Origin of the sequence: Pseudozobellia sp. WGM2, from assembly GCF_017810075.1 — a bacterium.
Taxonomy (GTDB): domain Bacteria; phylum Bacteroidota; class Bacteroidia; order Flavobacteriales; family Flavobacteriaceae; genus JADNYK01.
On sequence record NZ_JADNYK010000004.1, the window covers coordinates 184,702 to 204,682 of the forward strand.

The 19,981-nt window shown below is 37.6% G+C and carries 19 protein-coding genes; 11 read left to right on the forward strand and 8 right to left on the reverse strand.

Features of this window, described 5'->3' with window-relative positions; genetic code table 11:
- Window positions 1-105: 105 nt before the first annotated feature.
- Window positions 106-1,224 (forward strand): DNA polymerase III subunit beta, encoded by a 1,119-nt coding sequence (gene dnaN / locus IV512_RS10675; RefSeq protein ID WP_100871829.1) that lies wholly within the window; start codon window positions 106-108, stop codon window positions 1,222-1,224.
- Between the two features lie 74 nt (window positions 1,225-1,298).
- Here dnaN and IV512_RS10680 read toward each other — a convergent pair whose 3' ends face one another.
- From IV512_RS10680 to IV512_RS10695, 4 genes are all read right to left on the reverse strand, one after another.
- Window positions 1,299-1,664, reverse strand: a complete 366-nt coding sequence (locus IV512_RS10680; RefSeq protein ID WP_209403183.1) for a DUF4870 domain-containing protein — start codon at window positions 1,662-1,664, stop codon at window positions 1,299-1,301.
- 134 nt (window positions 1,665-1,798) lie between these two features.
- Window positions 1,799-3,271, reverse strand: a complete 1,473-nt coding sequence (gene cls, locus IV512_RS10685) for a cardiolipin synthase (RefSeq protein ID WP_209403185.1) — start codon at window positions 3,269-3,271, stop codon at window positions 1,799-1,801.
- 111 nt (window positions 3,272-3,382) lie between these two features.
- Window positions 3,383-4,345, reverse strand: coding sequence for a lytic transglycosylase domain-containing protein (locus tag IV512_RS10690; RefSeq protein WP_209403187.1), 963 nt, complete (start codon window positions 4,343-4,345; stop codon window positions 3,383-3,385).
- A gap of 43 nt (window positions 4,346-4,388) precedes the next feature.
- Entirely contained in the window at window positions 4,389-5,051 is a 663-nt protein-coding gene (locus IV512_RS10695) for an alpha/beta fold hydrolase (RefSeq protein WP_209403189.1), read from the reverse strand.
- 167 nt (window positions 5,052-5,218) lie between these two features.
- Between IV512_RS10695 and IV512_RS10700 the strand changes: the two genes are divergently transcribed.
- Window positions 5,219-5,512 (forward strand): GNAT family N-acetyltransferase, encoded by a 294-nt coding sequence (locus IV512_RS10700; protein WP_100871825.1) that lies wholly within the window; start codon window positions 5,219-5,221, stop codon window positions 5,510-5,512.
- Between the two features lie 95 nt (window positions 5,513-5,607).
- Here IV512_RS10700 and mtaB read toward each other — a convergent pair whose 3' ends face one another.
- Window positions 5,608-6,936, reverse strand: a complete 1,329-nt coding sequence (gene mtaB / locus IV512_RS10705; RefSeq protein ID WP_209403191.1) for a tRNA (N(6)-L-threonylcarbamoyladenosine(37)-C(2))-methylthiotransferase MtaB — start codon at window positions 6,934-6,936, stop codon at window positions 5,608-5,610.
- A gap of 207 nt (window positions 6,937-7,143) precedes the next feature.
- On the opposite strand from mtaB, the gene IV512_RS10710 reads away from it, so the two are divergent.
- Entirely contained in the window at window positions 7,144-8,856 is a 1,713-nt protein-coding gene (locus IV512_RS10710; RefSeq protein WP_209403192.1) for a hypothetical protein, read from the forward strand.
- 32 nt (window positions 8,857-8,888) lie between these two features.
- On the opposite strand, the gene IV512_RS10715 is transcribed toward IV512_RS10710, so the two are convergent.
- The gene (locus IV512_RS10715) at window positions 8,889-10,064 is read right to left on the reverse strand and encodes a GlmU family protein (protein WP_209403194.1); all 1,176 of its coding nucleotides are present in this window, start codon (window positions 10,062-10,064) and stop codon (window positions 8,889-8,891) included.
- Window positions 10,065-10,234: 170 nt separating this feature from the next.
- Entirely contained in the window at window positions 10,235-10,531 is a 297-nt protein-coding gene (locus IV512_RS10720) for a type B 50S ribosomal protein L31 (protein ID WP_209403196.1), read from the reverse strand.
- 179 nt (window positions 10,532-10,710) lie between these two features.
- Between IV512_RS10720 and IV512_RS10725 the strand changes: the two genes are divergently transcribed.
- The 7 genes from IV512_RS10725 (at window position 10,711) to IV512_RS10755 (ending at window position 17,430) form a co-directional block, all read left to right on the forward strand.
- Window positions 10,711-11,232 (forward strand): DUF4199 domain-containing protein, encoded by a 522-nt coding sequence (locus IV512_RS10725; RefSeq protein WP_209403198.1) that lies wholly within the window; start codon window positions 10,711-10,713, stop codon window positions 11,230-11,232.
- A 41-nt stretch (window positions 11,233-11,273) separates the two neighbouring features.
- Entirely contained in the window at window positions 11,274-12,248 is a 975-nt protein-coding gene (locus tag IV512_RS10730; protein WP_209403200.1) for a glycosyltransferase family 2 protein, read from the forward strand.
- A 32-nt stretch (window positions 12,249-12,280) separates the two neighbouring features.
- A complete protein-coding gene (locus tag IV512_RS10735; protein ID WP_209403202.1) occupies window positions 12,281-13,990 on the forward strand; it encodes a phospho-sugar mutase in 1,710 nt (569 codons plus the stop codon).
- Window positions 13,990-15,816 (forward strand): ABC transporter ATP-binding protein, encoded by a 1,827-nt coding sequence (locus IV512_RS10740; protein ID WP_209403204.1) that lies wholly within the window; start codon window positions 13,990-13,992, stop codon window positions 15,814-15,816. The genes IV512_RS10735 and IV512_RS10740 overlap by 1 nt, the downstream gene beginning before the upstream one ends.
- Before the next feature lie 86 nt (window positions 15,817-15,902).
- Window positions 15,903-16,445, forward strand: a complete 543-nt coding sequence (locus tag IV512_RS10745) for an RNA polymerase sigma factor (RefSeq protein WP_100871816.1) — start codon at window positions 15,903-15,905, stop codon at window positions 16,443-16,445.
- A 33-nt stretch (window positions 16,446-16,478) separates the two neighbouring features.
- Window positions 16,479-16,991 (forward strand): hypothetical protein, encoded by a 513-nt coding sequence (locus IV512_RS10750; RefSeq protein ID WP_209403206.1) that lies wholly within the window; start codon window positions 16,479-16,481, stop codon window positions 16,989-16,991.
- Window positions 16,984-17,430 (forward strand): hypothetical protein, encoded by a 447-nt coding sequence (locus tag IV512_RS10755; RefSeq protein WP_209403208.1) that lies wholly within the window; start codon window positions 16,984-16,986, stop codon window positions 17,428-17,430. The genes IV512_RS10750 and IV512_RS10755 overlap by 8 nt, the downstream gene beginning before the upstream one ends.
- Window positions 17,431-17,568: 138 nt before the next feature.
- On the opposite strand, the gene IV512_RS10760 is transcribed toward IV512_RS10755, so the two are convergent.
- Window positions 17,569-18,597: an oxidoreductase gene (locus tag IV512_RS10760; protein ID WP_209403210.1), complete on the reverse strand. Its 1,029-nt coding sequence runs from the start codon at window positions 18,595-18,597 to the stop codon at window positions 17,569-17,571.
- 81 nt (window positions 18,598-18,678) lie between these two features.
- Between IV512_RS10760 and IV512_RS10765 the strand changes: the two genes are divergently transcribed.
- Window positions 18,679-19,890, forward strand: coding sequence for an RsmB/NOP family class I SAM-dependent RNA methyltransferase (locus tag IV512_RS10765; RefSeq protein ID WP_209403212.1), 1,212 nt, complete (start codon window positions 18,679-18,681; stop codon window positions 19,888-19,890).
- Window positions 19,891-19,981: the final 91 nt, after the last annotated feature.

Sequence of the window (19,981 nt, forward strand, 5' to 3'; positions counted from 1 at the left end):
CACAATTCAAATATCTTTGTTTGTCTTGTAATTTGAGGTATTTCATATACTTTTAGAGACAAAAGAGAACAATATATCCCACAAAATTGAAATAACAGTCTTCCTATGAAATTCATAGTATCGAGCACCTATCTCTTAAAGCAGCTGCAGGTCTTGGGCGGTGTCATCAACAATAGTAACACCTTGCCTATTTTAGATAATTTCTTGTTCGACCTGAAGCAAGACAAACTTACGGTTTCCGCTTCTGACCTAGAAACTACTATGAGCTCTGTGCTCAATGTTGATTCCGATAATGAAGGTACCATTGCAGTGCCCGCCAAGTTGTTATTGGAAACTCTAAAGACTTTTCCAGAGCAACCCCTGACGTTTGTTGTTGAAGACAACAACACCGTCGAAATTAGTTCGAACCACGGTAAATATGCCTTGGCATATGCTGATGGGGCCGAGTTTCCAAAAGCTGTTGAACTTGCTAGCCCAAGTTCTACTACCCTGATGGGCGATATCTTGGCAACGGCAATCGACAAAACTATTTTTGCCGCCGGTAATGATGATCTGCGACCAGTAATGAGCGGAGTGTTCTTTCAGTTTTCTACGGAAAGTCTAACCTTCGTAGCGACTGATGCACATAAGTTGGTAAAATACCAGCGCAGCGATGTTACGGCATCTCAGGTAGCAGAGTTTATCATGCCCAAGAAACCTTTGACTTTACTGAAGGGCATTTTAGCCGGGAGTGAATCTGATGTGCTTATAGAATATAACGACAGTAACGCAAAATTCAGTTTTGAGAATACAGAATTGATTTGCCGCCTTATAGATGGAAAATACCCTAATTACGAAGCTGTTATTCCGAAAGAAAACCCCAATCAGCTTTCCATCTCTAGAACCCAATTTTTGAGTTCAGTTAAGCGTGTGGCCATATTCTCAAATAAGACCACCCACCAAATACGGTTGAAAATTGCAGGTGCAGAACTCAATATCTCAGCCGAGGATATTGACTACAGTAACAAAGCGGAAGAACGACTAACCTGTTCTTATCAAGGTGATGATATGCAAATAGGGTTTAATAGCCGTTTCTTGACCGAAATGTTGAACAATTTGAATTCAGATGATGTATCACTTGAAATGAGCCTGCCCAATAGAGCAGGTATCTTAACCCCAATCGATGGATTGGATGAAGGTGAAAATGTGACCATGTTGGTTATGCCCGTTATGCTGAACAGCTAATCGGAAAATACTCATATCAAAAAAGCCTTGATGTTTATAATATCAAGGCTTTTTTTATGCTCTACGATTGATGGTTACGATAAAAAACGAATCGTCATGAAATAACTGGGCGATTCTCCATTACTAGCTTTTACAGCATTCACGATAGGCAAGATAAAAGCAATTATTCCGATACATATTAAGCTAAGAATACCCAAGCCTAGTAAAAGAATTGCCGGTATGCTCAATATCGTAAATAGCAACATACTCAACTGAAAATTGACAATCGCTTTTCCATGCTCATCCATACCTGCTACAGAATCTTTTGTAGTCAACCAAATAACCAGTGGAACCAAAAGACCACCGAAGCCTGTAACATACGTTAGCAATTGCGACAGGTGCGTCAAGACCAATAATTGATTATTTGTTTCTAATGTTTTGTTTTGATTGATGATTTCCATTTTTTGATTGTTTTAAGATGTACAACTATATGACGAGTAAATACTGAAAATGTTACAATTATCATCTTGAACCATTTGCCTACACAGAGATATCGGTGAGAAAGCACTGTTTTTTTGGCCTTATAGCAATGTACTTAAAGCAACGGAGCCCAAAGTCTACTGAACGACTCTTTCAGCTTTCTGCGGATGCCTCTATCTTTCCACCGTTCTAGCTCAACCTCTTCACAGTCGTCTAAATCATTAATGAAGATGTCGGCCATTTCTTGATTAATTCTCTCGTTGTATATCATAGCATTGACTTCAAAGTTCAACGAGAAACTTCGATAGTCAAGATTAGCTGTACCTACTGATGAAAACATATTGTCTACAATCATGGTCTTCGCATGTATAAAACCTTTGCAATACCTGTATAATTTTATGCCAGATTCCAAACACTGCTCTATATAGGAATCAGAGGCGTACTGGGCAGCCCAAGAATCAGATTCATAAGGAAGTATTACCCGCACATCTATTCCGCTTCGTGCTGCTGTCGTCAGAGCTGTGAGAATAGCATCATTAGGCATAAAATATGGCGTAGTAAGATAAATACGATTATTTGCAGAAGACATGGCGCAAAATATAGCTTCCATGATATTCGCCCAATCGGTATCTGGTCCGCTAGCTGCTATTTGAATAGCTACCGGTTCTTGTGATTCAGGCTTTGTTTTAGGGAATAAATGTTCATCAATTCGCAATTCGTTTTTAGAAGCAAAATTCCAACTTAACAAAAACGAAGATTGCAAGGCACCTACTGAACCACCTTTCAGCTTCAGGTGTGTATCTCTCCAGTATCGTTCGTTTTTATATGAGTTGTCATATTTTTGATCAAGGTTGATTCCGCCAACATAGCCGATGCATCCATCAATCACTACAATCTTACGATGATCTCTATAGTTAAGCTTACTAGTCGAATTGGAGAATAGCACTGGCATAAAGGGATAATGTTCTACCCCAGCAGCATTCATTTTTCTTTTGTATTTTCTTGAGATATCACTGCCCACATCATCGTAGATCAATCTAACACTTACACCCTCCCCAGCCTTTTCACAAAGAATATCAATAAGTTCTGCTCCCAGCTTATCATCAAAAAGCACAAAATATTCTATATGAATATGTTTTTTTGCGGATTTTAAATCTTTTCTAAGCTTTTCGAACTTGCTCTCACCATTTATTAATATCTCAACATCATTATCGAAAGTAAGCACAGCTTTCTCATTGTTCTTCAACAATTTATATATCTTGAAAATACCGTTTCCAAAAGTTTCTTCGAAATCTTCACGTTCTTCTTGGTCTAGTTTGAAATCTTTACGCCAGGCCCTAATTCTGTCATTATCTAAAAGGTATTTTTTTTCGAATATTTTAGATTTCCGGTAATCTTGTCCAAAAAAATAATAGACTACTAAACCAAGAACTGGCAAAACAGCTAAGGCGAAGAGAAAAGAAAGGGTTTTGACTGGATTTTTATTCTTGAGAAGAATAAAAACGCATAGGCCGAGTACCAAGATGTAATTGACCCCTAAAATGATGAGCCAAACATTGTCTTTAAAGAAGTTTACAAATGAATTCATCTAAGTAACCGAAAATAATCAGCTATGTGACCTTTGGTTATAAAGATGCGCAAATTTTAGATCAAATAATACCCTAATCGAATTTTTAAAGCCCCAACAAATAAAGTAAGTTTACTTTGCGCCCTTATAATACCCTTTATAAGGTATTTCGACCGTATACTTCTTGCGAGAACTATTATTCAAATGTGCTTCTCTTAACCAAGGATTATGACGCTTTAAAATTTTGTAGTTGATCTCATATTGCTGTGCGAAATCGGCAAAACTTAATACGGGCTCTTCTATATCGACCTTAAAAGTAGGCACAGCTTTATACTTGTCTTCTTCTTCAATGTCAAAACCATATTTTTCAGGATGGCTTAAAATTTCTTTAATGGCCATTATTCTAAAAACGTATCTACCGGTTTCTTGACCTAATAGCAAATCGTAATAGTCATCGACCTGTTGAATTCCCAAATATTTGCTTATTGCCCCGGCCCCAGCATTATAAGATGCAGCTGTCAACGTCCAGTTTCCATATTTTTTTTTGTACTTGTTGAGATAGGCACAGGCCACCTCGGTAGCTTTCTCTAAATGATACCTTTCATCAACGTTACTGTTGACCTCTAGCCCATATTCACGCCCCGTAGCCTTCATAATTTGCCAGAAACCTGTAGCCCCCGCATGAGACACTACGTTCTGCAATCCACTTTCAGCGACAGCTAGGTATTTAAAATCATCGGGCACCCCATTTTTAGCTAAAATAGGTTCGATTATCGGAAAATATTTATTCGCTCTTTTAATCAAAAGAACAGCATTTGACTGCCAATATGTATTTACCAAAAACTCCCGGTCGATACGTTCCATGATTTCCGGGTCATCTTGAGGCACTACTTCTCCTGCAAAATTAAGGTCTTCAGGAATGTCAATTGCAGAAATACGGTAACCGTCGGCAACATTCTTATCGACATCGTTCTCTACCACATCTTGAGCATCGGTATTCTTTTCATTATCAGTGTTGCTCTGTACTGCAAATATTAAGGTGCTAACAACAAAAAACACCCCCAGTAGCATCAAAATATTCTTAAAAATCTTCATTTCTTTATATTGATTGTTTATCAAAGTTACTATTACAACTCGCTTATCGCAAAATAATTGTGGGTAAGTTCTCATTAAACCATTTCGCCCTATGAATAATCATGGTATGTGTGCCATTTTTTACGGTAATACAATCTTTTATATTTTCTATTGGGAAAACGGAATCTCTTTCACCATGAATATGAACTATTTCTGCAGGACATTTGCCCGACCGCCAATTTACGATTTGATCAATCGACCAGTCAATATAATTCTTATCTCTTATTGATAGATATTCTTCATATAATGAGAGTCTTTTGTTAACAGACTCCCCAAAGGCGTATTTAGCTAAAATTTCTATGTTATTGACTAGACCTGTGGGCAATAACCGATGAACTTTAGTGCGTTTTGCAAAGAGCATTCGCCGTGGCAGCTCCATCTCACTCTTTACACTAGAGACCACGATAAGTTTTCGTACAGGCCTATGTTTGGCCATCTCTTGTATCAGCATGCCCCCAAACGAAACACCCAGCAGAATAGGGTTTGAATGTTTTATTCTACTGTTCATTTTTTTCGCATAAGCTTCAAGGCTCATATTTCTTTCAGGTATATACCAATCTAAAAGATGAATTTCAAAAGTATCTTCAGGTAAGACAATATTTTTGAAAATAGAAGGATTGGCCGCCATACCTGGCATAAAATAAACATGTACTTTATTATCGAGCATAGGTATTAACCAAGGGATTATTAGGAATTTAACAAATTTTTCACTACTTTTGTTGCTGACTTTGGGGGATTTCCATCGTTTACTTAACAAGAGCAAAAGTATAGAAAATTACGATTGGGGAACATCGTGATTTTTTTGTCTTATGCAACTACAAAAAATCAAACTATATGAATGAAGTAGAAATTAAGGACAACAGTTTCTTGCGTCAATTTGAAACCCAAGTTGAAGGTAAATTGGCTAAAATCGAATACTCTTCGCAAGAAAGAAAAGTGTTTTTAACCAAACTGGTAATTCCAGAAGGCGTTACTACAGAAGGATTTAAAGAAGATTTTATCAAATCCGTTCTTCATCACATTCAGGAGCAAAACCAAAGAGTTGTTCCTACAAGCCCACAAATCGCCGGATTCTTACGTAAAAACAGGCAATATAAAGAGATGTTGCCCGTAGGTATTAGAATCTAAAAGTATTTTCAAGTATTAGTTTGAAAACTAAATCCCACTCGTAAAGTGGGATTTTTTTTGTTTTAGACTTAAACAGTATTTAATTTAAATATGACTTAGGCGGTCAAAAGTGCTTTTTCAAAATTAAAACGCACCATACCACTCTCATCAATATCGGTAAGTTTCACTTGATGTAATGTATTTACCAATTTTGGATTCCACGGGGCCATTACCTTAACATAATTTTCGGTAAAACCATGTATATACCCCTCTTTATTCTCGCCTTCAAAGAGAACTGTACGGGTACTACCTAATTGACTTTCATAGAAAGCTCGACGCTTTTTAACAGACAAGCCCCTAAGCATTTTACTTCTCTTACTTCTCACATTTTTTGGTACTACGCCGCTCATGGTAGCTGCAGGAGTGTTTTCTCTTTCTGAATAGGTGAATACATGCAAATAAGAAATATCCAAATCGTTAAGAAAATGATAGGTCTCTAAAAAATGTTCATCAGTCTCACCAGGAAACCCAACAATTACATCTACCCCAATACAAGCATGGGGCATCACTTCTTTTATTTGACGAACCCTATCTACATAAAGATCGCTCATATACCTACGTCTCATTTTTTTCAACACTGCATCACTACCACTTTGTAGGGGAATATGAAAATGAGGCACGAAAGAATCACTTTTAGCAACAAAATTGATAGTTTCATTCTTAAGTAAATTGGGCTCTATAGAAGATATACGCAAACGATGAATACCATCTACATCATCTAAAGCCCTGACCAAGTCTAAAAATGTATGCTCATGCTTTTTATTACCGAACTCTCCTTTTCCGTAATCTCCAATATTCACTCCGGTAAGTACAATTTCCTTTATGCCTTGCGACGAGATTTCCGCAGCATTGTCAAGTACGTTCTGTAAAGTATCGCTTCTCGAAATTCCGCGGGCCAAAGGTATAGTGCAGTAGGTACATTTATAATCACACCCATCTTGTACTTTTAAGAAAGCCCTGGTGCGATCACCTATAGCATAACTACCCACATAAAAATCGGCATCTTCAATTTCACAGGAGTGAACCTCACCAAAATCGTTCTTCGAAAGATCGTTGACATAGTCGGTAATCTTAAATTTTTCAGTCGCTCCAAGTACCAGATCGACACCATTGACCGCAGCCAGTTCTTCAGGTTTGAGCTGAGCGTAACAACCAATTGCAGCAATAAAAGCTTCAGGATTGATTTTTTGGGCCTGTTTTACAATGGTTTTAAATCTTTTATCTGCATTTTCAGTAACAGAACAAGTATTTATCACATACATATCGGCAGACTCGGAGAAATCGACACGCTCAAAACCTTCCTCTTGAAAACCTCTCGCTATCGTAGAAGTTTCAGAGAAGTTAAGTTTACAACCTAACGTGTGAAAAGCAACTTTTTTCTTCATATTCACCTTCTACATTTTCGGGGTGCAAATATACAAACTTAGAAATAGTTAAGGGCAAACATTATGGGTCTCAAATTATTAACGAATTAAAAACTAAACCTAGTGTTTAATATTCTTCAAATATTTTATATTTGACCATCTCCCCCCGAAATTAAAAATTCTTCCCCCTCCAGATAGACTTAAATTATTAACCATATAGTCAATATTGTGATATACACATTGGAGAGTACCCTGAATTACCGTATACTTTTAATTTTTTTTACTGCTCTTATAACTTCGAACCAGACACATTCGCAAGAGGCCGGTTTACAAAAAAAAATTGCTATTGTTCAAGAGCTTTTAAACTCTGTAGAGGCCAATAAGTTAACTTTCAATCAAGACCTAAAAACTATATCACCCGGTTATTATGACTACAGGGTCGTAGAGGTTAATGGTAAAGGGCAAGAAGAAGAAACTATTTATTCCTTTGCTCTGTCAGACATCAATAAGAATGGTGTCAGGTCTTATACCAAAAAAGACGTAATATTAGTCGAACTTACGGTCTCCGGGAAACAAAAGTTGATTAAGAAATCTACAGATGGTGGAAGCAAAATTTCATACCAGTCTACTTTTGTTATGTACGGACTTAATGCGGATAACGGGCGTGATCTTGAAAATGCTCTTGAAGATGCCATACCTGATGCCGAAGTTTTAGAAAAAGATAGGCTTTCACTTACTGGTTTTGAAGACCATCTCAATTGGTTAAAAGATAATGTAGGCAATGTTAATCTACCTAAAGAAGAAGTAGGCCAAGAAATAAATACACAACCCGAAAGACCTGATTTCATTGTATTGGAACAGAACTTAGGGTCAAAAAAGAAGCGTTTTGAATTTAACCTTTCGGTTCTCAACCCCAATTCTGTCAACTATAAAATATCTGGTGAGGAATTTTTGATCGAAGTCGGTACCAAAAAAGGGGTTGCAGGTATTAAACATTTTGAAAATGATGAACTGCAAGGGTATACCGACCAAGTATTATTTTACGCAAACTCTCTGGCCAATGGAAAAAGTTTGCATCGAGTACTAAGGGGTGTAGTGCCCTTAGCTGAAAGTAAATTCGATGAAACCGAACCCGATTTTTCAAAAATTTCGTTGGCACTCGACTATATCAATTCTAAAACAGGGCATGTAGAATCAGATGGCATGACCACCGCTCAAAACTTAGTTTTAACAGACCATATGGCCACTTTGATTTCTAAAGAAAACGAAGGCGATAAAAATGAAGAGCACGAATATCTATTCAATCTAACCGATATAAATAAAAACGGAATTTCAATCAAAGAAAAAAGAACACGATTGTTTCTTGTATTGAATACTAACAAGGGCAAAGCTTTTATAAGCCATAGACTAAACGGTGAAATCGAAAACTTTGAGAAAGAGTTGCTAATCTACTTTGATTCGTATGAAGATGCCCTAAGAGGTAAAATAGCCCTTCAAGCTTTAATAGACAATTTTGAGGATAATGAGTCGAAGAATGAGAACCTTTCGGCCATAGACTTGAACGGTGCTTTATCTCTACTTAAAAAGGAGGTAAATCAAATTACTGGAACCGATCATCAAATCGAACAACATATAGAACTATTGGAAAGTGAGGAAAGTAGTTTCAAGTTTACTAAAATTGAATCCAATTCAAAGAAAAGCACTGAAGTTGTTTATGAGTTCAGCATTAAAGACTTGAACAAGCAACTTTTAGAAGTTGAAGTTTCAGGAAAAAGGGCATGGGCCGAAATCGGAACAAAATCAGCAGAAAAAGTAGTCAAAGTCTATGAAGATGGCGAAGTTCAAAACTATGTAAACCATATTGAGATTGAGACTCCAACCATTGAGAATGCCAAAAATATAGTGTTGATTTTTAAAAGGCTCGCAGAATCAATTGATTGACCTCCGGTAAAAGTAGTTTATCTCAACTTTATTTAATAATTACGCCATTTTTTTGTCAGCTCGAAAACATGTTCTAAGATTTTGGCATCATCTTCGCCAAATTCGACATTTCTTCTAGCCATCATAACTTTGGCCGCATCGAAGGCCTTTGAAGTTGAATAGGTTGTGAAGCCTGAAGCCCCACCCCAACTAAAACTAGGTACAAAGTTTCTAGGAAAGCCAGGAACGTAAATATTACAATTGACACCGATGACGGTACCCGTATTGAACATGGTATTGATGGCTGTTTTGCTGTGATCGCCCATCATGAGTCCGCAAAATTGTAATCCGGTCTGCTCAAAACTTTCCGAAGCATAATTCCACAATCGCACTTTGGCATAGTTGTTCTTTAGATTCGAATTATTAGAATCGGCACCTATATTACACCATTCCCCTAGTACGGCATTACCTAAATAGCCCTCATGCCCTTTACTCGAATAGCCAAAAATTACCGAATTGCTAATTTCTCCACAAACTTTGCTGTAGGGCCCTACAGTGGTTGCTCCGTAAATTTTGGCTCCCATTTTTACTACGGCATTATCGCAAAGGGCAAAAGCTCCTCGTATTAGATTGCCTTCCCAGATTTGGGAATCTTTACCCAAATAAATTGGCCCTTCAGAAGCGTTTAGAATACTATGTTCAACTATTGCACCCTCTTCAGCGAATATATTCTCAGGGTGTATTAGTGTGTTAGTTTCTGATATAGAAGCGCTCTCTCTGTCTTCGGTAAGAAAATCAAAATCAGCCTGCAGTGCTTCTGCATTTTTCGAGAAAATATCCCAAGTATTGACTATCCGAAGCACGTCGTCTTCGAATTCAATTTGCCTATAGGTCGAAAAATCTATTTCTTCCTGAGTTTCTTTGGTATGAAAAGCTATAACTTCTTCCCCTTGAAATATGGCCTCATTCGCTTTTAGTTCAGAAATCAATTCAACGAGTTTATAATTTGGTAGAAATGAAGAATTGATCAGAACATTTTCCTCCATTTCGACCATGGGAAATTTCTCTGAAAGATAATCTTCGGTAATTGTGGTCGTGGTAGTACCTAAATACTTCTCCCATTTTTCGCGAATGGTCAAAATACCTATACGTATATCTGCCACAGGACGTGTGAAAGTAAAAGGCAAAAGATTCTCTCTTACCGTTCCGTCAAAAAGTATATAGTTCATTGGTCAGTCTATTTAAAGTAAAATTACATAATCTATAGACGACAACTATTTATAATTATTGTAAGTGCTTAAAAAAGTATTGTGAAAACCGACAACTACTGTATGAACTAAAATTTAACAAAAAAAACGCCTTCGAGTACTCGAAGGCGTTTGAATATTATACAAACTGATTATTTTGTATCAGCTTCCTTATCGGCATCTGCCTTAACAGCAGGCTTCTTTTTAAATTTATCGTACTTGTTCTTGAACTTATCGATACGACCGGCAGTATCCAACAATTTAGATTTTCCTGTGTAAAAAGGATGTGAAGTTCTTGAAATTTCCAATTTTACCAATGGGTATTCAACTCCATCAACTTCTAGAGTTTCCTTAGTATTAGCGGTTGATTTAGTCAAAAACACTTCGTCATTTGACATATCTTTAAAGGCAACCAACCTGTAATTTTCTGGGTGTATATCTTTTTTCATTATTCTAAAATTTTACGCACCCATTCCGACAGGCACTCATTTTAAGGCTGCAAATTTAGTTATTTTTCCGTAAATCGCAATTTTAATTCTAAAAAAAGAATCCTAAAAATACATATCTTTAAATGTAACAAATTGTAAATATCGACCACTTATATCATAACAACTTAAATCACACTAAAATGGAGGAAAATCAACCCAACACGGGGAAATTCGCTTTCACCTATGGACTATTAGGTGGCGGAGTGGGCATTATATTTGGTATAATGCTATTTACGATGGATATGCAGTATGAGCGGGGATTTGCCGTACAAGCGATTAACATAGTCATATTGGCAACCGTCATCGTATTAGGTATTTTTCAATACAAAAAAGCCAATCACACCTATCTTACGATTTCAGAAGCGCTCAAAGTTGGGGCAGGTATAGCATTGATCGCTGGTCTTTTAGGCCTGCTATATTTCTTTATTTTTTCTAATTATGTCGAACCTGATTACATGGATAATATGTATGAATTGGGCAAACAAGAAGCAATGGAAAAAAACCCTAAATTAACAGAAGAGCAAATAGACCAAGGTATCGAGATGCAAAAATCTTTTGCATGGATATCTTATCCGATCATTTTAATTTTTAATATCATAATCGGTCTGGTGGTCGGGGTTATAACCGGTTTGATCTTAAAGAAACAAAAACCCGCGTATTGATTGCAAAATTGTATTTTTGGGCTGACCTATAGAACTAGTGAATGGATCTGTCCATAATAATACCCCTTCTCAACGAAGAGGAATCTCTGATCGAATTACATGATTGGATTGTTGAAGTAATGAACTCCAACAGTTACTCTTATGAAATAATTTTCATAGACGACGGCAGCACCGACGATTCTTGGAATATTATCGAACGCCTCTCTTCTCAGAACAAGTTGGTAAAAGGACTTCGCTTTGTTAAGAATTTCGGTAAATCGCAGGCGCTTCATGCGGGGTTCAAAGCAGCGGGCGGAGAAGTGGTTATTACCATGGATGCCGATTTGCAAGATAACCCGGAAGAGATCCCTGAACTATATCGATTGATCAAGGAAGATAAATTCGATTTGATTTCCGGTTGGAAAAAGAAAAGATACGATTCGGTTATATCTAAAAATATGCCCTCCAAATTATTTAACTGGGCGGCGCGAAAAACCTCGGGCGTAAAACTGCACGACTTCAATTGCGGCCTTAAGGCTTTTGACCAAAAAGTAATCAAAAGCATCGAGGTGTCGGGTGAAATGCACCGTTATATACCCGTTCTGGCCAAAAATGCTGGGTATGGAAATATTGGTGAAAAGATTGTGCAGCACCAAGCCCGTAAATATGGTCACACCAAATTCGGTATGGAAAGATTTATAAACGGTTTTTTAGATTTACTGACCATTTGGTTCGTTTCAAAATTCGGACGGCAGCCGATGCACCTTTTCGGCGCTTTGGGCGTTCTCATGTTCATTATTGGTTTTGGCTTCGCGCTCTATTTGGGTATCGATAAGCTATTTATCAATCCATATGGGCGGCTTATTACCGATAGACCTCAGTTTTTTATCTCATTAACCGCAATGATTATAGGTACCCAATTGTTTTTAGCAGGTTTTTTGGGCGAAATTTTGATAAGATCTCGAAAAAATGAGGCTCGTTATACCGTTTCCGAAGAAATCAATTTAGAGGCTTCCAAAAAGCAATATTCTTCTTAAATTTAGAGACTAAAAATTACTACCCTATAACTATGGATGCTATTCTGAACACCGCCAAAACTTGGTTGACCGATTTTTTTGACCCCGCAGTAAAAAAAGAAATTCAAGATCTGATCGCTAACGATACCGACGAGCTAAAAGATCGTTTCTATAAGAATATGGAGTTCGGCACCGGTGGTATGAGAGGTGTTATGGGTGTGGGCACCAATAGAATCAATAAATATACTTTGGGAAAAAGTACCCAAGGGCTCGGTAATTACCTGAAAAAGGTGTACGATGGTGAAGATATAAAAGTGGTTATAGCTTATGATTGTCGCCATAATAGTGATACCCTCGCCAGAACCGTAGCAGAAGTTTTATCCGCTAATGGCATCAATGTGTATTTGTTCTCAAGTTTAAGAACAACCCCTGAGCTTTCGTTTGCGGTTAGACATTTGAACTGTCATGCGGGCATCGTGCTTACGGCGTCGCACAATCCGCCCGAATACAATGGTTATAAAGTTTACTGGACGGATGGCGGACAAATCGTTCCTCCTCAGGATGGTGAGATAATCTCTGAAATCAATTCGCTTTCGTACGAGGATATCAATTTCAAGGCGAACGAAGGGTTAATAAAACTTATAGATAAAGAAGTGGACGAAGCTTTCTTTGAGGCTTCGGTTGCCAATGGAAATTTTAATGCGGAAGGTAAAGATGCCTTTAAAATTGTTTTCACATCACTTCACGGCACTTCTATAACAGCTATACCAGAGGTCTTAAAGCGCGCAGGTTATGAAAATGTAACCATAATTGAAGAACAGGCTGAACCAGACGGAAACTTTCCGACGGTGAAATCACCAAACCCAGAAGAGTCGGAAGCTCTTTCTATGGCCGTTAAAAAAGCGGAAGAAATTGGTGCCGATATGGTTGTGGGTACAGACCCTGACAGTGACCGTTTGGGCATTGCCGTACGTAATCTTGATGGTGAAATGGAAATCGTAAATGGCAATCAGGCTATGATATTGATGACCAAATTTTTATTGGAACAACATAAGAACAAAGGTTTTAAAGGAAACGAGTTTGTTGCAACCACTATTGTTTCGACCCCAATGATGGAGGCTATGGCCAAGGCCTATGGTGTTGAATTTAAAACCGCACTGACCGGTTTCAAGTGGATCGGCAAGATGATCAAAGACTTTCCTGAATCTGAATTTGTGGGCGGTGGTGAAGAAAGTTTCGGCTATATGGTCGGTGACTTCGTACGCGATAAAGATGCGGTAACCTCTACCCTACTCGCTTGCGAAATTGCTTCTCAGGCGAAAGCCAATGGCAGCTCATTTTATAAAGATTTGATTCAATGTTATGTTGATTATGGTTTTTATAAAGAGAAATTGATTTCCATTACCAAGAAGGGAATGAGCGGAGCCGAAGAAATCAAGCAAATGCTAAAAGACTTTAAAGAAAATCCGGTATCATCCGTTGCAGGCTCAAAAGTCAAATGGATTGAAGATTATAATACTTCGACAGCAAAAAATGTACTGACAGGCGAGAAAAAAACCATTGACATTCCCAAATCGAACGTTCTGATTTATGAAACTGAAGATGGCACTAGAATAGCCGCAAGACCAAGTGGAACGGAGCCTAAGGTAAAGTTTTACATCAGTACAAACACAAAATTGGAAAAAGCAGAAGACTTTAAAAAGGTATCCGCTGAACTCGACGAAAAAATCCAGACGATTCTGGGCGAACTTAACCTCGGTTAATGGAGTATTTTAAAAAGATTCTTCGGTTTGCAAAACCTTATAAATTATTTGCATTTCTAAACATTTTATCGAATATATTTTATGCCTTGTTCTCAACATTAGCAATGATTTCATTGTTTCCTATGTTGGCGGTACTTTTTAAACAAACAGAGCCAGTCTACGAAAAGCCAGTTTGGAACGGACTTTCCCAAGGCAAAGATTACGTGATGGAGTATCTTAATTTTTTCGTAACGGAAAGAAGTCAAGATAATAATACAGGGGATGCCTTGATGCTTATGGTTGTGCTTGTCATCACTATGTTTTTTTTAAAAAATGTATTTGGTTATCTAGCCATGTATTTTATTACGTTTCTTCGGAATGGAGTTCTCAAGGATTTGAGAAATGAACTTTACCAAAAAACAGTAGACCTTCCTATTTCCTATTATTCTGAAAAAAGAAAAGGAGATACAATTGCTAGAATAACATCTGATGTTCTCGAAATTCAACATTCTTTTCTATCTATCTTAGAACTCATCGTGAGAGAACCTTTGACTATTGTTTTCACCATAATAGCAATGGTTTCAATCAGTCCCAAACTAACATTGTTCGTTTTTCTATTTCTTCCAATTTCCGGTTTTTTAATTTCGTTGATAGGAAAATCATTAAAAAGAAAATCAGATAAAGTACAGAGCGAACAGGGGCATTTCTTATCAATTTTAGAAGAGACATTGGGAGGCCTAAGAGTTATCAAGGCTTTTAATGCCGAGTCTCAATTCGCTAAAAACTTTCAGAATTCTACGAAACGCTTTTATAATTTTTCGAATAGTCTATTGAATAGACAAAACCTAGCTTCTCCGACTAGTGAATTTTTTGGAATCGCGGCTATTGGAGTCATACTTTGGTATGGCGGTCAAATGGTTCTTGTAGAAAAAACTCTTCAGCCCGAATTATTTATCACCTATATGGGTTTGGCATATCAAATCCTGACGCCTGCTAAAGCAATCAGCAAAGCATCTTATGGTGTCAAAAAAGGGAATGCTGCTGCAGAACGTGTTTTAGAAATATTGGAGACAGAAAACCCTATTGTCGATAAAGTAGATGCAAGAGTAAAATCAAGTTTTGACAATGGTATTATATTGGAGAATATTTCATTTAAGTACGAAGATGAATTTGTACTCAAAGACTTCAATTTAACGGTACCTAAAGGAGAGACGGTCGCCTTGGTCGGGCAGTCAGGTAGTGGTAAAAGTACAATAGCCAACCTTGTCACCCGATTTTACGATGTCAATGAAGGCGCTATCAAAATCGATGGAATAGACATAAAAGATATTACCAAGAATTCATTACGCGGCCTGCTGGGCTTAGTAACACAAGATTCCATCTTATTCAATGATACAGTGGCCAAAAATATAACCTTGGGTAAAGAAAATGCTACCGAAGAAGAAATTGTGGAAGCTGCTAAAATAGCTAACGCCCATGAATTCATTTCACAATTGCCAAATGGTTATCAAACCAATATCGGCGATAGTGGGAATAAATTAAGTGGCGGACAAAAGCAACGACTTTCTATAGCCAGGGCTGTTCTAAAGAACCCTCCAATAATGGTGCTTGATGAAGCCACTTCGGCCTTAGATACCGAAAGTGAACGATTGGTACAAGACGCACTTGAAAAAATGATGAGAAATCGTACCTCTATCGTTATTGCCCACCGCCTTTCTACGATTCAAAATGCCCATAAAATAGTAGTTCTTCAAAAAGGAGAAATTGTAGAGCAAGGTACCCATGACGAATTACTGACCAAAAATGGAGCCTATAAGAAGTTAGTGGCCATGCAATCTCTTGGATAACATTCGCTAAGTCTCAAAAAAAATCATATCTATATTAAACCTTTCCCTATTTTAAAGGTCTTATAATTAAACCTAAAGCCTGAATATTGGTTGCAGAGGAAAACTTAGTGCAGCAATTAAAACAAAACGATAGCCAAGCTAGCGCTTTTGAGGTACTCGTATCGACCTACAAAGAGCCTCTTTATTGGCATATTCGTAGAATTGTATTAAACCATGACGATACCGATGATGTATTGCAGAACACCTTTATAAAGGTTTACAAAAACATAAAGAGTTTTAAAGGCGATAGTAAGTTATACACCTGGTTGTACCGAATTGCTACCAATGAGGCCTTAACTTTTTTAAAAAGAAAAGCAAGACAAAACAGTCTCAGCGACGGCGAAACACAGGAACGTTTGGTGCAAAATTTACAGGCCGATGTGTATTTTGAAGGAGACGAAATTCAACTTAGACTTCAAGAGGCAATCGCCACGCTTCCAGAAAAGCAAAAGCTGGTTTTTAACATGAAGTATTTTCAGGAAATGAAATATGAAGAAATTTCCGAAATACTAGAAACCACTGTGGGCGGGCTAAAGGCGTCCTACCATTTGGCAGTAAAAAAAATAGAAGCATTTTTAAAGGAAGACTAAACCTTTAAATCGTTTGAACGTCAAACAATAGCTATGAACAAACAAAACAATAAAAACCCATTTAAAACTCCTGATAATTATTTCGAGAGTTTTGACAGTAGGCTTAAAGAAAGACTTTCTCAAGGAATATCATCCATTCCCAAAGAAGAAGGGTTTGTGGTTCCTGATGGGTATTTCGATACTGTTCATGATGCTATTTCAAAAAGGCTAGATTCCCAAGATAGCAATGTAATTCAACTAAATCCCTATAAAAAATACTATTACTGGGCAGCTACCGTAGCAGCTATACTCATAGTGGCCTTAGTACTTAACCTAACATCATCTGCTGAACCTACTTTTGAGAGTTTGGCCGATTCAGATATAGACAACTACTTTGAAAATAACGATATCGATTTAAGCACTTATGAAATTGCTGAAGTGCTCCCTTTAGACCAATTACAAGTATATGACATTATGGAAAACCGTTTCGTTGAAGAGCAGATGGTTGATTATTTGAATGAAAATATTGAAGATTTTGACGCATTAAACCTTGATTACGATGAATAATCTAAAGAACTATTTACTGACCGCTTTTTTAATGGTCACCGCCATATTCTACGGGCAAGAAAAACATAAGAAAGATAAAATCAAGGCTCTAAAAGTAGCTTTTATTACAGAGCGGTTAGACCTTTCTAGTAAAGATGCACAGGCATTCTGGCCTTTGTACAATAAATATGAAGAAGATAGAGACGTATTACGTAACAAAGAACATAGCGAGGTTCGTTCTAAAATAAAAGATGTGGGTAGTCTTTCGGAAAGAGAGGCAAATGCCGTACTGAACAAATATCTTAGTTTTGAGGAAGAAGAAGAAGAAATCGAGCGCGATTATCTAAAAGCAGTAACTAAAGTAATTGGTGCAAAAAAGACATTATTATTGCTTAGGTCGGAAGATGAGTTCAAAAAACAATTGATCAAGCAATACCGTGAAAGGCACGGTAATAGGTAAAATATCTTTTTCAACATATAAAAAAGAGGCTTTTCAGCCTCTTTTTTTGGTTTAAACTGCTCAGATAAGGATATTTATAAAAGCTACTACATATTACTGGGGCGAGATAAAAGATTCAAACTGAAAATGGTCTAAGTTTTATTTAAAAACTAACTTGGAAATTCTGTTTTTTCCAGCAGCATAGGCCACGGAGTCATTCTTGAATCGAATCGTATAAAAGGGTTCTTTAGAAAGTTCTGTCCAGGTGTTACCTTGATCTGAAGAATAAGATATCCCAGTGAATCCTAAGGCCAATAGCTCCTTTCCTTCGGAATTGGGCACAAATTGCACACAACTTTTATAAGTTGGGTCTTGACCATCTGCAATCAAGTGCCAATTACTACCCCCGTCATTTGTAATGGCCTTATTGCCTGTATTACCTTCGGGTGCGGTATAATCTCCGCCAAAGGCGACACCTATATTTTCGTCATAAAAATCAATGGAATAAATACCTTGTGTCGGTTCTTTGCTAACTATCGGCGTAGTTTGTATATCCCAAGACTTTCCTTTATCCGAAGAAAAATAAATACGTCCCGCTGTAGTGGCTACCCACGTTTTATTTCCTTTGATTTCTATATTCGTGTTACTGGCTGCAAAAGCTCCTTCTCCCTCTATGGCAGCAGGCAAATTTGAACAAGGTAACTTTTGCCATGTTAAACCGCCATCTCTAGTAATTATCATACTTAAACACCCGTTCATACTGTCACCAACCGCGATTCCCTCTTTGTCGTTCCAAAATGTCATGGCATCGTAAAAAACAGTCTCGTCTTCCTCTTTATATACCAACTCCATTTGCCCACGGCTACCGGTTTTATACAAAAGGGCAGGGTTGGCGATAGAAAGCATAAAAAAATCAGTTGATGTATGTGCCACAGCTCGAAAATGAGGTGTTATCGTATCGTATTTCTTGACATTTGTTCTCACTTTCCCTGAGGTCAGGTCAATACTGCCGAATGTGCCTTTATCGGCAGCAAAAGCAAGACTGCCCCCCATGATTTCAATAGCCCTAATACTTAGTGAATCTTCATAAACAGTCTCAATATTTACGCTGCTAAAAGATTGTCTTTGTTGAATTTCCGCACAAGAAAATGACAAAACAAGTAAAAGAAGAACGAGAAGATGGCGCATGGGTATAAAGTTTCTCAAAAATAGAGGGATTCGAACCGAATACAATACCTTTGCACCCATCTTTTTTAGAAGCCATATTTTATGAAACTACATCGAAACCTTGTCTTTGCCGTTATCGACGCCCTTAATCTCATCTTCAATGAAAGAGAATATGCCGATAAAGTAGTTCAAAAAGTACTGAAATTCGATAAACGCTGGGGGTCGCGCGACCGAGGTTTTATTGCCGAGACCACTTATGAAATGGTGCGCTATAAAAGATTATATGCAGAGATTGCCGAGGTAAAAGAACCTTTTAGCAGGCCAGACCTCTTTCGTATGTGGGCGGTTTGGGCAGTTTTAAAAGGAATAAAGCTACCGGATTGGAAACAGATCGAACCGACGCCCGAACGTCGGATCAAAGGTAAATTCGATGAGCTTTCAAAAATCAGAAAATATCGAGAAGCGGTTCCCGATTGGATAGATGAGTTATGTGCAAAAGCCTTGGGTGAAAAACTATGGACGGAAGAACTCGCTGCTTTGAATCAGCAGGCTGAAGTTATCTTAAGAACCAACACGTTACAGACTACTAAAGAAAAACTACGGAAAATATTATTGGATGAAGGTATTGTAACCGAGCCGATAAAAGGATACCCCTTGGCGCTACGCTTGCCCGAACGCGCAAATGTTTTTGTGACCGACGCATTTAAAAAAGGACTTTTTGAAGTTCAGGACGCTTCTTCTCAATTGGTTTCTGAACTACTGGATGTAAAACCAGGTCAACGTGTAGTTGACACCTGTGCCGGTGCCGGTGGAAAATCATTGCACTTGGCATCGCTAATGGAAAACAAGGGGCAATTAATCAGTATGGATATCTACATCAGTAAATTGAAAGAGCTGAAGCGTAGAGCACGCAGAAACGGTGCCCATAATATTGAGACGCGTGAAATCGACTCAACAAAAGTGTTTAAGAAATTATACGGAACAGCCGACAGAGTGCTCATTGATGCACCTTGTACCGGGCTCGGGGTAATTAGAAGAAACCCCGATACCAAATGGAAGCTACAACCTGATTTTCTCGAGAAAATCACCAAAACCCAACAAGAAATACTGCGCAGCTATAGTAAAATTGTTAAACAGAGAGGAAAAATGGTTTATGCCACCTGCTCTATACTACCACAGGAAAACGGCGATCAGGTAAAATCATTTTTAACTTCGGAAGAAGGTAAAGATTTTTCTCTGGTCAAAGAAAAAAATATTTTTTCTTCCAAAAGCGGGTTTGATGGTTTTTATATGGCGTTATTGCAGAAGAAGTAATCAACAATTACTATTGAAATCTGTTAACTTTTATTGAAAATTGATTGGGTGAAAAGCTGTAAATTTGTGCTTTCTTAAACCCATCAATTCA

What these genes read in the sequence shown, in the direction of transcription:
- IV512_RS10740 (WP_209403204.1), top strand. Translation starts at nt 13,990, where the DNA reads ATGGAGTATTTTAAAAAGATTCTTCGGTTTGCAAAACCTTATAAATTA.
- IV512_RS10680 (WP_209403183.1), bottom strand. Translation starts at nt 1,664, where the DNA reads ATGGAAATCATCAATCAAAACAAAACATTAGAAACAAATAATCAATTA.
- IV512_RS10730 (WP_209403200.1), top strand. Translation starts at nt 11,274, where the DNA reads ATGGATCTGTCCATAATAATACCCCTTCTCAACGAAGAGGAATCTCTG.
- cls (WP_209403185.1), bottom strand. Translation starts at nt 3,271, where the DNA reads ATGAATTCATTTGTAAACTTCTTTAAAGACAATGTTTGGCTCATCATT.
- dnaN (WP_100871829.1), top strand. Translation starts at nt 106, where the DNA reads ATGAAATTCATAGTATCGAGCACCTATCTCTTAAAGCAGCTGCAGGTC.
- IV512_RS10720 (WP_209403196.1), bottom strand. Translation starts at nt 10,531, where the DNA reads ATGAAAAAAGATATACACCCAGAAAATTACAGGTTGGTTGCCTTTAAA.
- mtaB (WP_209403191.1), bottom strand. Translation starts at nt 6,936, where the DNA reads ATGAAGAAAAAAGTTGCTTTTCACACGTTAGGTTGTAAACTTAACTTC.
- IV512_RS10735 (WP_209403202.1), top strand. Translation starts at nt 12,281, where the DNA reads ATGGATGCTATTCTGAACACCGCCAAAACTTGGTTGACCGATTTTTTT.
- IV512_RS10695 (WP_209403189.1), bottom strand. Translation starts at nt 5,051, where the DNA reads ATGCTCGATAATAAAGTACATGTTTATTTTATGCCAGGTATGGCGGCC.
- IV512_RS10765 (WP_209403212.1), top strand. Translation starts at nt 18,679, where the DNA reads ATGAAACTACATCGAAACCTTGTCTTTGCCGTTATCGACGCCCTTAAT.
- IV512_RS10700 (WP_100871825.1), top strand. Translation starts at nt 5,219, where the DNA reads ATGAATGAAGTAGAAATTAAGGACAACAGTTTCTTGCGTCAATTTGAA.
- IV512_RS10755 (WP_209403208.1), top strand. Translation starts at nt 16,984, where the DNA reads ATGAATAATCTAAAGAACTATTTACTGACCGCTTTTTTAATGGTCACC.
- IV512_RS10725 (WP_209403198.1), top strand. Translation starts at nt 10,711, where the DNA reads ATGGAGGAAAATCAACCCAACACGGGGAAATTCGCTTTCACCTATGGA.
- IV512_RS10760 (WP_209403210.1), bottom strand. Translation starts at nt 18,597, where the DNA reads ATGCGCCATCTTCTCGTTCTTCTTTTACTTGTTTTGTCATTTTCTTGT.
- IV512_RS10715 (WP_209403194.1), bottom strand. Translation starts at nt 10,064, where the DNA reads ATGAACTATATACTTTTTGACGGAACGGTAAGAGAGAATCTTTTGCCT.
- IV512_RS10690 (WP_209403187.1), bottom strand. Translation starts at nt 4,345, where the DNA reads ATGAAGATTTTTAAGAATATTTTGATGCTACTGGGGGTGTTTTTTGTT.
- IV512_RS10750 (WP_209403206.1), top strand. Translation starts at nt 16,479, where the DNA reads ATGAACAAACAAAACAATAAAAACCCATTTAAAACTCCTGATAATTAT.